Origin of the sequence: Candidatus Methylomicrobium oryzae, from assembly GCF_016745425.1 — a bacterium.
In the GTDB taxonomy this organism is placed as follows: domain Bacteria; phylum Pseudomonadota; class Gammaproteobacteria; order Methylococcales; family Methylomonadaceae; genus Methylomicrobium; species Methylomicrobium oryzae.
This window is the reverse complement of sequence record NZ_JAERVK010000004.1, coordinates 287,141-299,685: the sequence shown is the minus strand read 5'-3', so window position 1 is coordinate 299,685 and position 12,545 is coordinate 287,141. Positions and strand designations below refer to the sequence as shown.

Sequence of the window (12,545 nt, the reverse complement as noted above, 5' to 3'; positions counted from 1 at the left end):
ATAAATACCCTTCGATCCCCCTTTTTCAAAGGAGGAGGTGTTTTTGGCGAAATCCTTATTGCAGCGGCATAGGCCAGGTTAAGTGGAACGGCGATTTGCTTCTAATTCACTGCCTTGGCGGGAGTATGAAAGCGGGTTCCGGTCAGCCGTTCGAACGGCCCATCCGCGATTTAATCGCCGGAAGAGGTGTTCGCATGCCCGTCAGCCATAAGGTCGACCCGTAAAGCAGCAGGCCGATGCCGATCCACTCCAATAGCAGTAGGGCTCGCTTGTCCGAACTTGCGTATAACCAATCGTGCGGATCGGTTTGGCTGTATAAAGCTACCGACATTACGCGGGTGGCGAGCCCAATGCGCAATAAAAAGAGCCCCCAGCCTGTGGCCGGCAGATAAATACGTTCGCGCCGCAGTTTGACGAGCAGCAGGGCAGCATTGAAGAGCGCGCCAAGCGACGTCGCCAGCGCCAGCCCCGCATGCGCGTAAGGGATCGCGAGTACGTTCAGGAGCAAACTCACGATCATCGCATAAATACTGTAGCGGACCGGAGTTTTGCGGGCAGTTGAAACGCCAGTTGCACGATACCGGCCGCGAACACGCCCCAGGCCAGCGCCGTGACCGGTTGGCTCAGTCGCGACGCGAGTTCGATCGCGGCGGCGATCATCGCGATATTCAGCCAGACGGGGGTCAAGGCGGACAGCGCGAATTCACCGTACACGTTCAAGATCGCGCCGGCAAAAGCGGTCAACGAAAAGAAAAAAATAGGGCAGGGTGATGCGAAGCAATTCTGCCGCCAGTTCATGCTGGGCACTTTGTCAGGCGAAACCCGGCGATCCCCATGATCAGCAGAGGCGCGGCAACCACGCCGGCCGCAGTCAGCAGAAACAGGATCAGCGCCCGCGTACCGGCGGTTTTATCGATAAAACCTTTTAATTCGGCCTGGCTGTGATTTTCCTTGTAATCGGTCAGCGCCGGCACGAACGCATGCGCGAATGTCCCTTCGGCAAACAGGCGGCGCAAAAAGTTCGGCAGTTTGACGGCGGCAAAAAAAGCGTCCGTAGCGGGATCGACTTCGAAAAGGCGGGCGATCAGCATGTCCCTGACGAAGCCGAGCAGCCGGGAGATCAGGGTCATGGCGCCAACCAGCGCGGTCGATTTTAAGAGTTGTCCGCGCAAGAACGATTCGAAAAAGAAGTTAAATTCTTGACAATCATAACATTTATCAGCATAATGGCCAGTCTTTTAACTTACCTTGATACTTTTGCACGAGTCGAGACACTATGGCTAATACAGCACAAGCTAAAAAGCGCGCGAAGCAAGCGGAAAAAAGCCGTGTTCGCAACGCAGGACAACGCAGCAACTTGCGTACTTTCATCAAAAAAGTGATTGCCGCCATTAACGCGGGCGACAAGGAAAAAGCGCAAGCCGCTTACAATACTGCGGTGCCTGTCATCGATTCTGCTGTGAACAAAGGTCTGATCCATAAAAACAAGGCCGCTCGCAGCAAAAGCAGATTGAACGCAAAAGTCAGAGCGCTCGCGTAATTCCTTACGCAGATAAAGTAGCAAGGCGACAGCTTCCAAAAGGGCCGAACTCTTCGAGTTTCGGCCTTTTTTGTTTCCGGAGGGTTGCGGCTGTCTGTATGGGCATGTAGCGGGCGGGATAAGCGAAGCGCATTCGCCTGCCGGGGGGGGGGCTCCGGGACTGTTCTAAATCAGCACCATATTGTCGCGGTGGATCATCTCCGCGTCGTCCGCATAACCGAGGATCCTTTCGAACTCCGCGCTGTTCTTGCCGGCGATCAGTTCCGCTTCCGCTTTGCCGTAATTGATCAGTCCGCGCGCGATTTCATTGCCTTCCTCGTCTATGCAGGATACCAATTCCCCGCGTTCGAAACGTCCCGACACCGATTTGACGCCGGCGGCCAAAAGGCTCTTGCCGTTGGTCTTCAGGACTTTCACCGCGCCCGGATCGAGCGTCAGTTGGCCCTTGATCTGCAGTTGGCCGGCCAGCCAGCGTTTTCGCGCAACCAAAGGTTCCAGGTCGGGGACGAAATAGGTGCCGATATTTTTGCCTTCCATCACGCGGGTGATCACCTGTTCGGCGACGCCGGGCGCGATCACGGTGGCAGTGCCCGATCGGGAAGCCAGTCGCGCCGCCCGGACTTTCGTGGACATGCCGCCGCGTCCGAGGCCGCTGCGGCTGGCGCCGGCCATCTGGTCGAGTTTCGGATCGTTCGCGCGGATTTCGGAAACCAGGGTGGCGTCCGGATAAACGGTCGGATCGCCGGTAAACAGGCCCTGCTGGTCGGTCAGGATGATCAGGAGTTCGGCTTCGACCAGATTTGCGACCAGGGCGGCCAATGTATCGTTATCGCCGAAGCGGATTTCCTCGGTCGCGACCGTGTCGTTTTCGTTAATCACCGGCACGACGCCGAAGTCGAGCAGGGTTAAGAGGGTGCTGCGCGCGTTCAAATAGCGGCGCCGGTCGGACAGGTCGTCGTGGGTCAGGAGCACCTGGGCGGCATGCAGTCCATGCTGCTGAAAATTGTCGTCGAACACGCGCACCAGGCCCATTTGGCCAACCGCGGCCGAAGCCTGTAGTTCGTGCAGCGTTTTCGGGCGGACTTTCAGGCCGAGGCGGCACATGCCTTCGGCGACCGAGCCGGAGGAGACCAGGATCACGTCAATGCCTTGCTTGCGGAGCCCTGCCATTTGGGAAACCCAGCCGGCAATGGCGGTCTGGTCGAGGCCCTTGCCGCCTTTGGTCAGCAGCGAGCTGCCGATCTTGACGACGACGCGTTTCACATGCGAAAAATCATTCCTCTTCACTGTCGTCTTTCCGTCGCTGCTCTTCTAAAAAGTCCATGATCGAAAACATCAGTTCGCGGGTGCCTTCGCCGCTGGTGGCCGAAATTTTGTAGACCGGCCCGTTCCAGTCCAATGCCTTAACGATCGCATCGCAGTGCGCATCGGCTTCGTCGGGCGGCACAATGTCGATCTTGTTCAGCACCAGCCAGCGCGGTTTGTCCGCCAGGTCGTCGCTCCACTGCTCGATTTCGTGGATGATTTTTTTGGCGGAAGTGACCGGGTCGTCGCTGCTCTCGTAAGGCGCGATGTCGATCACATGCAGCAGCAGGCCGGTCCGCGACAGATGTTTCAGGAATTGCAGGCCGAGTCCAGCGCCCTCGGCTGCGCCTTCGATGACGCCGGGGATATCCGCGATCACGAAGCTCTTCATCTCGTCGATCCGGACCACGCCGAGATTCGGGTGCAGGGTGGTGAAAGGATAATCGGCGACCTTGGGGCGGGCGGACGAGACGGCGCGGATCAGGCTCGATTTGCCTGCGTTCGGCATGCCGAGCAGGCCGACGTCCGCAATCAGAGTCATTTCGAGCAGCAGATTCCGATGTTCGCCCGGCGTGCCTTTGCTAGCCTTGTGCGGGGCGCGGTTGGTGCTGCTTTTGAAGCGGGTATTGCCGAGGCCGTGGAAACCGCCCTTTGCGACCAGCAAGGTCTCGCCGACCGCGAGCAGTTCGCCCATCACTTCGCCGGTGTCCGCATCGCTGACGCGCGTGCCGAGCGGGACGGGGACGTGGCAGTCTTCCCCCTTTCGGCCGGTGCAGTTGCGCGCCATGCCGTTCTGGCCGCGTTCGGCCCGATGCACGGCGTGGTAGCGGAAATCCGCCAGCGTGTTGACGTTTTCGGCCGCGATCAGATAAACGCTGCCGCCGTCGCCGCCGTCGCCGCCGTCCGGGCCGCCCATCGGAATGTATTTTTCGCGCCGGAAACCGATGACGCCGTTGCCGCCATCGCCCGCTTCCACGCGTATTTCTGCTTCGTCAACAAACTTCATTGATCAATTATGCTGTGCAGGTTTGCAATCGTTCAAAACAAAAAAAGCCCCGCGATGAATTGGCGGAGCTTTTTTGGGGAGTTTCGGGCTGCTAAGCGCAAATCCCGAAGCATAACTTACGGAGTTGCCCTGGATTTCGGTTTTGGCTTAGGCAGCAACGATGCTGACGAATTTGCGGCCTTTGTCGCCCTTAACCTGAAATACGACTTTGCCGTCTGCCGTTGCAAACAGGGTGTGATCCTTGCCGATACCCACGTTGTCGCCGGCATGGAAATGCGTGCCGCGTTGACGAACGATGATATTGCCGGCTTTGACGGCTTCGCCGCCGAAGCGTTTCACGCCTAATCTTTTCGCGTTTGAGTCGCGACCGTTCCGAGTACTACCACCCGCTTTTTTATGAGCCACAATGCACCTCTTTGAGAATTATGCGGAAATGCCGGTGATCCGGACTTCCGTGTAATATTGGCGATGGCCCATTTGCTTCATATGGTGCTTACGCCGTCTGAATTTAATGATCTTGACTTTTTTGTGGCGGCCTTGCGAGAGAACTTCCGCAGAGACTTTGCCGCCTTCGATGAAAGGCGCGCCGACTTTAACCGCGTCGCCCGACTGAACCAGCAGGACTTTGTCGAATTCAACGCTGTCGCCAGTACCCAGTTCCAATTTTTCTATTTTTAAGGTCGTACCTTCGGCCACCCGGTACTGTTTACCACCCGTTTGAATTACCGCATACATCAGAGTAAGCTCCGTCAAGCATTTACTGTAAAAAGTGAACAGACTATTATATTCGCATTTAACGGCGCGTCAACCAAAATCTGGCCGGACCGTGAGTTATCTTTTTAAGATAACATAAAAAAGCTATTGACATCAATAGGCCTTATTCAATACGATGGGGAGTTTGCTGTTCATTAGGAAATCTCGGACAGCGTAGTGTCAAAATGCAGCGGATTTGCAGCTTTACGATCAAAAATAACCCCCAATTTTCATACTGATTAGCATGGCATTGCAAACACACACCGCCCCGAGTCCGACGGCGCCGATCGATTTCGAATCGATCAAGGGTCTGACCAAAACCGAAGCTAGAGCCGTCGATCAACTGATCATTAATGAGTTGAGCTCGGATGTCGTGCTGATCAATCAGATGGGCCACTATATCGTCGGCAACGGCGGCAAGCGGCTCAGGCCGATGCTGCTGCTGCTCGCGGCGAAGGCGCTCGGCGAGGTGACCGACAAACATCTGATCCTGGCCGCGGTGATCGAATTCATTCATACAGCCACTTTGCTGCACGACGATGTGGTCGATGAATCCGAACTTCGGCGCGGACGGGAATCGGCCAATGCGGTGTGGGGCAATGCAGCCAGCGTACTGGTCGGCGATTACCTTTATTCACGCGCTTTCGAGATGATGGTGCGCACCGGCAATATGCGGGTGATGGAAATTCTCTCGAAAACCACTACGCTGATCGCCGAAGGCGAGGTGTTACAGCTGCTAAACTGCAACAATCCCGAGACGACCGAAACCAAATACCTCGAAGTGATATCCCGCAAAACCGCGATTCTGTTTAGTGCGGCGACCCGGCTTGGGGCGGTGATCTCGGGGGCTTCTCCGGAAACCGAGGAAGGGCTCGCGAAATACGGCCAGCATCTGGGCATTGCGTTTCAGTTGATCGACGATGCGCTCGATTACAAAGCTAACCAGGAAGAACTCGGCAAGAATTTGGGAGACGACCTGGCCGAAGGCAAGCCGACCTTGCCGTTGATCCATGCGATTCAGAACGGCAGCGAAAGCGATGCGAAAATTGTGATCGATGCGATCAGGAACGGCAAGCGCGAACTGTTCAACGAAGTCTACGCGGTCGTACAGCGCACGCAGGCGATCGCATATACCGAAAAGCGGGCCGACGAAGAAGCCGAAAAAGCGATCGAGGCGCTGGATGTGCTGCCCCAATCCGACTACAAAGACGCCCTGATTCAACTGGCGAAGTTTTCGGTGCAGCGGAATTATTGATCAGAATGCTGCAAACCTGCTGTGATAAATTTTTTTGCGACTCTTCGCTTCCCCCTTATAAATAAAGGGGGATCGAGGGGGATTTATATTTTGATAAATCTCCCCTAACCCCTCTTTTTCAAAGAGGGGGATACTCCTTTTAATAACCTTACCTAAATACTCGGAACTCACATGCCGCAAATCACGATTGAACACAACCCCAGTGAAGAACGCCTGCAAGAATTGGGTGTTGCCGATTGGGCAATCTGGGAAAAAGAAGTCTCCCGCTTTCCGATCGACTTCGACGAGACCGAAACTGCGTATATTCTGGACGGCGAGATTCTGGTCACGCCGGAAGGCGGCGAGCCGGTGCGGATCCTGCCGGGCGACCTGGTGGTGTTTCCGGCAGGCCTGAACAGCCAGTGGGAAGTGGTCAAGCCCTTACGCAAGCACTACAGCTACGATTAAGCGCGGACGAAAAAAGGCATCTTCGGATGCCTTTTTTCGTTTTCAAATGATCCTGTTAGCGCTCGGCAACGCGACAGGGGCTGTCAAATTCCATAAACGGCGCGGGTTCGCAATCTACCCCGATGCCGGACAATAATCCGTTTCCGGTTGTTTAGAAACGAAAAGTATGGGATTAATCCGATTTAGGGTTAATCCTGAATTCGCGCCACCCGGTCATTTTCGAAATGGACGATAAACCGGTTGAACCGCGAACTCCAGTAAGTCCATTGATTCATGCTTAAATTCGGCGTTTCGGTAATCGGCGGATAGCCGATTGCCGCAATCACCGCTTTCTTGCTCATCGATTTCGCGGCTTTTCCGGCCGGAATGTTTTCCTGTTCCAGCTTCGAAAAGTGCGACAAGTCCAGCTTATTTTTGCCGAACAGCTTGGCGAACGCGCGGGCCGTGCTGTCGCCGGTGTGTTTTTTCACGTTGACCACGCGCAGTTTGGCATGCGACGGGAGTATCTCCACGAAAATCTCGTCCGAAGCGATGTCTTCCAGCCGGACGGGCGTATTCACGGGGACCAGAATGCCGCGCCGGTAATTGGTCGTCAAATGCCGGCCTTTTTCATACTGAAACGATACCTGTGCGTAATGGGTCTCCCCGATGCTAATGCCTGACGAGGCGTCGTCCAGTCTTTTGGCGCAGCCCAGCAGCGCGAGCAAGGCGAACACGATGAAACTCCGGCGAAAACACATTTTCATAGTCATTCCTTCAAACTGTAAAAAATATAACGGTAAACGGCAGGGGTTGCGCCCGTTCCGCGATGATCCCGGCTGGGTTCCGGGTTGGGGGGCTATACCTTACGAGTCTTGCCGTAACGATGCAATGATCCCGGTAAAAAAATAGTTTGACAATGACTATGGTTTTCTCTAAATTCTGTCAAAACAGAAATAAGAGAACTTCAATGCGGCTTACGAATGCAATGGAACGTTTTATTTTGCACTGGGGAGAAATGGGCGCGCGTTGGGGCGTTAACCGCTCCGTGGCCCAGATCCATGCATTGCTGTATTTGTCGCCTAAGCCGCTAAATGCCGAAGAAATCGCCGATACGCTGGTGCTGGCGCGCTCGAATGTGTCCACCAGCCTGAAAGAACTGCAGAGCATCGGGCTGATCAAGGTCACGCATCTGGAGGTCGGCGATCGGCGCGATTATTTCGAGGCGATCAAGGACGTGCAGGAGATGTTCAATATCGTGGTCGAGGGACGCAGGAAACGCGAGGTCGATCCCACCCTTTCGCTGCTGCGCGACCTGAGCATCGAAGCCGATGCGGATACCGAAACCGACCCGGAAGTCAAAAAACGCATTGCCGACATGCTGGATTTTCTGGAGGTGATGACGCACTGGTACGACCAGTTGAGAAAACTGCCCAATAGCACGTTGATGCAGCTGGTCAGGCTGGGGGATTCGGTGGTCAAATTGCTGTCGTTTTCCAAAAAATCATAAGGCGCGGTCATTCTCGGGACTGTATTTGGGTAATTTATTTCTCTAATTTCAGAAATTACGGTAAATAAAAATATGAATATTCTGCTGACCGGTGCGGCGGGCTTTATCGGCGGTCATCTGCTGCGTGTTTTGTTGGCTGAAAATCATCGCGTGACCGTGGTGTGCCGACGCCCCGAAAGGCTGCTTCGGCAGTTTCCGGAGGTGCGGGCTATCGCGCTGGATTTTGCGGGCGCGACCCGTAGCGGCGATTGGCTGCCGTATTTGCAGGATATCGATGCGGTGGTCAATGCGGCCGGATTGATCAAAGAGTCTTCCGGCGCGAGTTTCGAAGCCGTGCATTATCTGGCTCCCGCTGCCTTGTTTAGCGCTTGTGTGCAAAGAGGCGTCAAAAAAGTCGTGCAGATTTCCGCTCTAGGTGCGGCGCTCGATGCGGAAACCCTCTATTTCACCAGCAAGGCGAAAGCGGATGCCCATCTGCAGTCGCTCGATCTGGATTGGTTCATCTTCAAGCCGTCGATCGTGTTCGGGAAGGGGGCCAAAAGCATGGGATTGCTGGCGGCGATGGCGGCTTTACCGGTCACGCCGCTGCCGGGCGGAGGCGAACAGAGCCTGCAGCCCGTCGATGTTGACGATATATCGCAGGCAGTGATGCTGGCGCTGAAACCCGAAACCCCGCCGCGCCGGATCATTGATGCGGTAGGGCCGCAGCCGATCCCTTTTGCGGCGCTGCTGGGGCTGTTGGCCGATCATTTGGGCAGGCGTTTGAACACAATTCCGGTGTCCGGCGTTTGGGTCGACAGGCTGTTGCCGTTGGCGTCGGTTTTGGATGAGCCGATCCTGAACCGGCAAAGCCTGGCGATGCTGCAGCGCGGCAATACTGCCGATCCCGATCCGTTTGCGGCGCTTATCGGCCGCCGTCCAGCCGGGCTGGAACGGTTTCTGCGGGCGACGCCCGTTTCGCAGGCCGAACGCTGGCATGCGCGGCTGTATTTTTTGCGTCCTTTATTGACGCTGAGCATCGCGCTGGTCTGGCTTTGGACCGGCTGGATATCCGCCTTTGTCTATCCGGTCGACGAAAGTTACCGGATGCTGAGCCGCGTCGGGATCGAAGGCGGCTTGGCCCCGTTCGTTCTCTACGGAGCGTCGCTGGCCGATTTCGCCATGGGCCTGGCATTACTGATGCGTTGGCGGCTGCGGCCGGTAGTGGCGGCGCAAGTCGCGATCATGCTGATTTACATGGCGGTGATCAGCGTTTTTCTGCCGGAGTTCTGGCTGCATCCTTTCGGACCGTTAACCAAAAATCTGCCGCTCTTGGCGGCGACTCTGATCATGTTAATTCTTGAAGAGGAAAAACCGTGAGCTACCTGACTCTAAAAAGTTTGCATATTTTCAGTCTGGTGTTGCTGTTCGGCACCGGCCTCGGCAGCGCCTTCTACAAGTTCATGGCCGATTTGCACGGCGATGTGCGGGCGATCTATACGACCAATAGGCATGTGGTGCTTGCCGACTGGTGGTTCACCACGCCGACGGTGCTGATCCAGCCGATTACCGGCTATTACCTGTTGCAGCAGTTGCCTTTCTCGCTCACTACGCCCTGGCTGCTGGTTTCGGTCATGCTGTATCTGCTGGCCGGCGCCTGCTGGCTGCCGGTCGTCTTTCTGCAAATCCGGATGCGCGAGCTGTCCAGGCGGGCGGTGGAGCAAAATACCGGACTGACCGGGGAATATTTCCGCTGCGCGCGCATCTGGTTCTGGCTGGGCGTGCCGGCGTTTGCCGCGATGATTTTGATCGTGATGCTGATGGTCCTTAAACCGGCCCTGTGGGGATAATATGTCTTCAAATAGGGCTTTAATGCAAAGGGTGCTGGCTGAAGAATGGGAGACTCTGCCGTTGGCGATTCGGAGCCATTACGCTATTTCCGATCCGGAGGAAAGCACGCTCGTGACCGGCAGCATGACTATCGATTATCCGGATTGGTTAAGGCCGGCGCTGAAGCTGCTGCGATTGGGCAAAGCGCTGGTCGATCTGAAAGGCGGACCGATGACCGTGGAGGTCAAGAAATGGCGGGGTGAAGATAGCTCCGTGCTGCGCTGGCATCGTCATGTTCAGGCGGACGACGGGCGGAGTTGCGTGTTTCCTTCGCGGATGGTCAGCCGACGGGCGCATGAATTGGTCGAATATGTCGGCATGGGCTTCGGAATTCGCCTAAAGGTTCACGTTGAAGAAGGCCGGCTCGTTTACCGCAGCAACGGGCATTTGCTGAAACTCGGGCCGATCACGCTGCCTATTCCGGACAGCCTGTTGCTTGGACGGGCGGTGATCAGCGAAGAGGCCTTGTCGGACGACTCGTTCCTGCTGCGGTTTGAGATCGTACACCCCCTATGGGGCAGGACGTACAGCTATGGGGGAGTTTTCAAGATAACCCGATAAGCTTGAGGGATGAGGGTGAGATTAAGCTTGGCATTCACGCCATCCATAGCGTTCATGCAGGAGGTAGGGCAATGCAGGAGCGATTGCCGACGACTGCAGGGAAGCAGGAGGTAGGCAATGCAGGAGCTATATTGCCGAGGGGGCGGGGGATATTGATCAAATAAATCCCCCTCGATCCCCCTTTTTCAAAGGGGGAGGTGTTGTTGACGAAGTCCCTTTTTTTCAAAGGGGGAAGTTATTTTTGGCGAAATCCTAATACGATCACTCATTTCTGATGAGGGTAACAAAGAACTTCACCGGTAAAAACCCAGGAGCCGCTGCCGGTCTATCAGCGAGTCAGCGGTCATGCTTTACCATGACCAGCTTATCGGTCGCGAAGCCCATTCTCCTGGCTTTATCGATCAAGGCGTCGCGCGTTTCCCTCGGCATCGTCTTGGTTCTGGACAGGATCCAGAGATAAGAACGGTTCTGTCCCGTCACCATCGAATACCGATAGTTTTCCCGGTCCAGCGCGATGATGTTATAGCTGCCGTAGAAAGGCCTGAAAAAGGACACCTTGAGCCTGCCTACGGTCGGCTGATCGATAAAATAAGCCTTGCCTTCGGCTTGTTTCCATTCGCCGGTTTCCGGATTCCTGCCCCGGTTCAGCACTTCGACGCCACCGTCAGGCGCGAGCGTATAATTGGCCGAAATATTGTCCAGGCCTTTTTCGAAACGCTGGTCCAGCCGGGCGATTTCGTACCATGTGCCGAGATAGCGGTTTATATCGAACGCTTCGACCGGTGTAAGGCCCTTCGGTAAACCTGTACAACTCGTGAGTAAAAATGCCAGAAGCCAGAAAATGTTCATCTTGAATCGATCCGGGCTAATTATATACAAAGAGGAAAAACTGCCGGGCAGGCGTGAAAATCAGTAAGGCTTTGCTTTGGCATTTATATTTTTCTCGTTCGAAAAATACGCCGACAGTCCGAAAGCGATGTGCGACAAGCCGGTGTACGCGAAAAAAGTCGACAAATCGGGATCCACTTCGATGCCGTTGATCATGCCGTAAACTTCCAGGGAACCGATCATCAGCACCAGGGACAGGCCGATCAGGATGAAGAACTGGGTTTTTCCCAATAAAAAACACCCGATGCAGAGAAAAACTTCGGTAAGCGCCAGATAAACCAAGATCATCCGCAGGTTGTTCGCCAAGGGGCCGTAGAGGTCGACATTGAACTCGAAAAGCGAAGCGTCTTCCGAAATCGACAGGACGCAGCCCGCAATCAGTACGGCTACGGACACATAGAAATTGATCTCGATCAGCCCTTTCAGGGCTGTCCGGCTTTTCGACGGCATTGCCTTCATGTTGCGCGATCCATAAAAAAAACTCCCTTTTGTGAAAGGGAGGTTGAGAAGAGGATATATGTTGCTCACTGAGCACGTGCAGAATGGAAGCCGCGCCAGTCCGGTCAGCGTGCCGGCGAAGACCTCATCTTCTGCAAAGCCAGTGTACCCGGGCTTATTTCGTTGTCAAGATAAAGTTATACAGTATCTGTACAAAATTGAGGGGAATTGATGTTGATTTGCGGTGCAGAAATTCAACCGCGGTTTCTCTGCGTAGGATATGGAATAGGATGGGCTGAGACGAAGCTCGCCCAGTGCCCTTTAGGGTATCAATCGCGAACGATGGGCTTCCTTCGTCAGCCCATCCTATGGGCCTATGTGTATTTAGAGATTGGCGGCTTTGTGCCGAAATGAGACGGCCAGTGTAAGACACCGGCAAGGGCAGTAGCTCCGATTGCGTTGCGCTAGAGCATTTTCAGGTCGCGTACAGGGATGAAATTTATGTCTCTGGTTGTGTCGTCCCCCCCTGTAGGAGCGGCTTCAGCCGCGATAGAGCCCTCATCGCGGCTGAAGCCGCTCCTTGTATTATCCAACTGTGTTTTTCAAACGGGAATTCCTGTATAAATTCTTAGGAAAAACACACCTGAGGGGCACCTCAGGTTTGAGTAGCTGGATGCCGTGCCGCTCCTTGGAATCCCAAGCTCGTAGGCTGGGTTGAAGCGAAGCGGAAACCCAGCAAGAATCATATGTCGGAAAGCTTCTCGCAGGCAGTCGATGTGCTGGATGAGTCATCGTTATCCCGTCGCTCGGCAAGATTCACGGTAAAGAAATATTTTCCACCGCTGAGATGAAGACGTTTATAGGTTCGCATTTTTAATTGGATGGTCTTGGGGATTTAAATTTCAAGTGAGCTGGGTTTCCGCTTCGCTTCAACCCAGCCTACGCAACGAAGCCAATGCTTATGCAAGGAAGGCTTCCCCTGCTGATCGAAGTT

The 12,545-nt window shown here is 54.9% G+C and carries 17 protein-coding genes; 7 read left to right on the top strand and 10 right to left on the bottom strand.

What is annotated here, in order from left to right; genetic code table 11:
• Positions 1 to 142: 142 nt before the first annotated feature.
• From JJL52_RS21275 to JJL52_RS21535, 3 genes are read right to left on the bottom strand one after another with little or no spacing between them, the layout of a single operon-like run.
• Positions 143 to 520, bottom strand: coding sequence for a lipid II flippase MurJ (locus tag JJL52_RS21275; protein WP_236994082.1), 378 nt, complete (start codon positions 518 to 520; stop codon positions 143 to 145).
• Positions 517 to 798, bottom strand: coding sequence for a lipid II flippase MurJ (locus JJL52_RS21540; RefSeq protein WP_272901714.1), 282 nt, complete (start codon positions 796 to 798; stop codon positions 517 to 519). The genes JJL52_RS21275 and JJL52_RS21540 overlap by 4 nt, the downstream gene beginning before the upstream one ends.
• On the bottom strand, positions 795 to 1,172 hold the full coding sequence (locus tag JJL52_RS21535) for a lipid II flippase MurJ (protein ID WP_272901713.1): 378 nt from the start codon (positions 1,170 to 1,172) through the stop codon (positions 795 to 797). Before JJL52_RS21535 ends, JJL52_RS21540 begins: the two co-directional genes overlap by 4 nt.
• Before the next feature lie 104 nt (positions 1,173 to 1,276).
• On the opposite strand from JJL52_RS21535, the gene rpsT reads away from it, so the two are divergent.
• Positions 1,277 to 1,540, top strand: a complete 264-nt coding sequence (gene rpsT / locus JJL52_RS06440; RefSeq protein WP_202051576.1) for a 30S ribosomal protein S20 — start codon at positions 1,277 to 1,279, stop codon at positions 1,538 to 1,540.
• A 165-nt stretch (positions 1,541 to 1,705) separates the two neighbouring features.
• On the opposite strand, the gene proB is transcribed toward rpsT, so the two are convergent.
• The 4 genes from proB to rplU form a co-directional block, all read right to left on the bottom strand.
• On the bottom strand, positions 1,706 to 2,827 hold the full coding sequence (proB, locus tag JJL52_RS06435) for a glutamate 5-kinase (protein WP_202051575.1): 1,122 nt from the start codon (positions 2,825 to 2,827) through the stop codon (positions 1,706 to 1,708).
• Entirely contained in the window at positions 2,814 to 3,851 is a 1,038-nt protein-coding gene (gene cgtA / locus JJL52_RS06430; RefSeq protein WP_202051574.1) for an Obg family GTPase CgtA, read from the bottom strand. The genes proB and cgtA overlap by 14 nt, the downstream gene beginning before the upstream one ends.
• A 147-nt stretch (positions 3,852 to 3,998) precedes the next feature.
• A complete protein-coding gene (rpmA, locus tag JJL52_RS06425; RefSeq protein WP_202051573.1) occupies positions 3,999 to 4,256 on the bottom strand; it encodes a 50S ribosomal protein L27 in 258 nt (85 codons plus the stop codon).
• 18 nt (positions 4,257 to 4,274) lie between these two features.
• A complete protein-coding gene (rplU, locus tag JJL52_RS06420; RefSeq protein ID WP_202051572.1) occupies positions 4,275 to 4,586 on the bottom strand; it encodes a 50S ribosomal protein L21 in 312 nt (103 codons plus the stop codon).
• 262 nt (positions 4,587 to 4,848) lie between these two features.
• Here rplU and ispB point away from each other — a divergent pair, with 262 nt between their 5' ends.
• Together ispB and JJL52_RS06410 are read left to right on the top strand one after the other, a co-directional pair.
• Positions 4,849 to 5,859 carry an octaprenyl diphosphate synthase gene (gene ispB, locus JJL52_RS06415; protein ID WP_236994081.1) on the top strand — a complete coding sequence of 337 codons (1,011 nt, stop codon included), beginning with the start codon at positions 4,849 to 4,851 and terminating at the stop codon, positions 5,857 to 5,859.
• Positions 5,860 to 6,030: 171 nt separating this feature from the next.
• A complete protein-coding gene (locus tag JJL52_RS06410) occupies positions 6,031 to 6,306 on the top strand; it encodes a cupin domain-containing protein (protein ID WP_202051571.1) in 276 nt (91 codons plus the stop codon).
• A 188-nt stretch (positions 6,307 to 6,494) separates the two neighbouring features.
• On the opposite strand, the gene JJL52_RS06405 is transcribed toward JJL52_RS06410, so the two are convergent.
• The gene (locus JJL52_RS06405; protein ID WP_202051570.1) at positions 6,495 to 7,052 is read right to left on the bottom strand and encodes a hypothetical protein; all 558 of its coding nucleotides are present in this window, start codon (positions 7,050 to 7,052) and stop codon (positions 6,495 to 6,497) included.
• A gap of 203 nt (positions 7,053 to 7,255) precedes the next feature.
• On the opposite strand from JJL52_RS06405, the gene JJL52_RS06400 reads away from it, so the two are divergent.
• The 4 genes from JJL52_RS06400 (at position 7,256) to JJL52_RS06385 (ending at position 10,225) form a co-directional block, all read left to right on the top strand.
• On the top strand, positions 7,256 to 7,795 hold the full coding sequence (locus tag JJL52_RS06400) for a GbsR/MarR family transcriptional regulator (protein ID WP_202051569.1): 540 nt from the start codon (positions 7,256 to 7,258) through the stop codon (positions 7,793 to 7,795).
• 72 nt (positions 7,796 to 7,867) lie between these two features.
• Positions 7,868 to 9,154 carry an SDR family oxidoreductase gene (locus tag JJL52_RS06395; RefSeq protein ID WP_202051568.1) on the top strand — a complete coding sequence of 429 codons (1,287 nt, stop codon included), beginning with the start codon at positions 7,868 to 7,870 and terminating at the stop codon, positions 9,152 to 9,154.
• The gene (locus JJL52_RS06390) at positions 9,151 to 9,624 is read left to right on the top strand and encodes a DUF2269 family protein (protein WP_202051567.1); all 474 of its coding nucleotides are present in this window, start codon (positions 9,151 to 9,153) and stop codon (positions 9,622 to 9,624) included. Before JJL52_RS06395 ends, JJL52_RS06390 begins: the two co-directional genes overlap by 4 nt.
• 22 nt (positions 9,625 to 9,646) lie before the next feature.
• The gene (locus JJL52_RS06385; protein ID WP_202051566.1) at positions 9,647 to 10,225 is read left to right on the top strand and encodes a DUF4166 domain-containing protein; all 579 of its coding nucleotides are present in this window, start codon (positions 9,647 to 9,649) and stop codon (positions 10,223 to 10,225) included.
• Positions 10,226 to 10,561: 336 nt separating this feature from the next.
• Here JJL52_RS06385 and JJL52_RS06380 read toward each other — a convergent pair whose 3' ends face one another.
• Positions 10,562 to 11,074, bottom strand: a complete 513-nt coding sequence (locus JJL52_RS06380; RefSeq protein ID WP_202051565.1) for a lipocalin family protein — start codon at positions 11,072 to 11,074, stop codon at positions 10,562 to 10,564.
• A gap of 60 nt (positions 11,075 to 11,134) precedes the next feature.
• Positions 11,135 to 11,572 (bottom strand): hypothetical protein, encoded by a 438-nt coding sequence (locus tag JJL52_RS06375; protein ID WP_202051564.1) that lies wholly within the window; start codon positions 11,570 to 11,572, stop codon positions 11,135 to 11,137.
• Positions 11,573 to 12,545: the final 973 nt, after the last annotated feature.

What these genes read in the sequence shown, in the direction of transcription:
- JJL52_RS21275 (WP_236994082.1), bottom strand. Translation starts at nt 520, where the DNA reads ATGATCGTGAGTTTGCTCCTGAACGTACTCGCGATCCCTTACGCGCAT.
- JJL52_RS21540 (WP_272901714.1), bottom strand. Translation starts at nt 798, where the DNA reads ATGAACTGGCGGCAGAATTGCTTCGCATCACCCTGCCCTATTTTTTTC.
- rpsT (WP_202051576.1), top strand. Translation starts at nt 1,277, where the DNA reads ATGGCTAATACAGCACAAGCTAAAAAGCGCGCGAAGCAAGCGGAAAAA.
- cgtA (WP_202051574.1), bottom strand. Translation starts at nt 3,851, where the DNA reads ATGAAGTTTGTTGACGAAGCAGAAATACGCGTGGAAGCGGGCGATGGC.
- rplU (WP_202051572.1), bottom strand. Translation starts at nt 4,586, where the DNA reads ATGTATGCGGTAATTCAAACGGGTGGTAAACAGTACCGGGTGGCCGAA.
- ispB (WP_236994081.1), top strand. Translation starts at nt 4,849, where the DNA reads ATGGCATTGCAAACACACACCGCCCCGAGTCCGACGGCGCCGATCGAT.
- JJL52_RS06410 (WP_202051571.1), top strand. Translation starts at nt 6,031, where the DNA reads ATGCCGCAAATCACGATTGAACACAACCCCAGTGAAGAACGCCTGCAA.
- JJL52_RS06405 (WP_202051570.1), bottom strand. Translation starts at nt 7,052, where the DNA reads ATGAAAATGTGTTTTCGCCGGAGTTTCATCGTGTTCGCCTTGCTCGCG.
- JJL52_RS06400 (WP_202051569.1), top strand. Translation starts at nt 7,256, where the DNA reads ATGCGGCTTACGAATGCAATGGAACGTTTTATTTTGCACTGGGGAGAA.
- JJL52_RS06395 (WP_202051568.1), top strand. Translation starts at nt 7,868, where the DNA reads ATGAATATTCTGCTGACCGGTGCGGCGGGCTTTATCGGCGGTCATCTG.
- JJL52_RS06385 (WP_202051566.1), top strand. Translation starts at nt 9,647, where the DNA reads ATGCAAAGGGTGCTGGCTGAAGAATGGGAGACTCTGCCGTTGGCGATT.
- JJL52_RS06380 (WP_202051565.1), bottom strand. Translation starts at nt 11,074, where the DNA reads ATGAACATTTTCTGGCTTCTGGCATTTTTACTCACGAGTTGTACAGGT.
- JJL52_RS06375 (WP_202051564.1), bottom strand. Translation starts at nt 11,572, where the DNA reads ATGAAGGCAATGCCGTCGAAAAGCCGGACAGCCCTGAAAGGGCTGATC.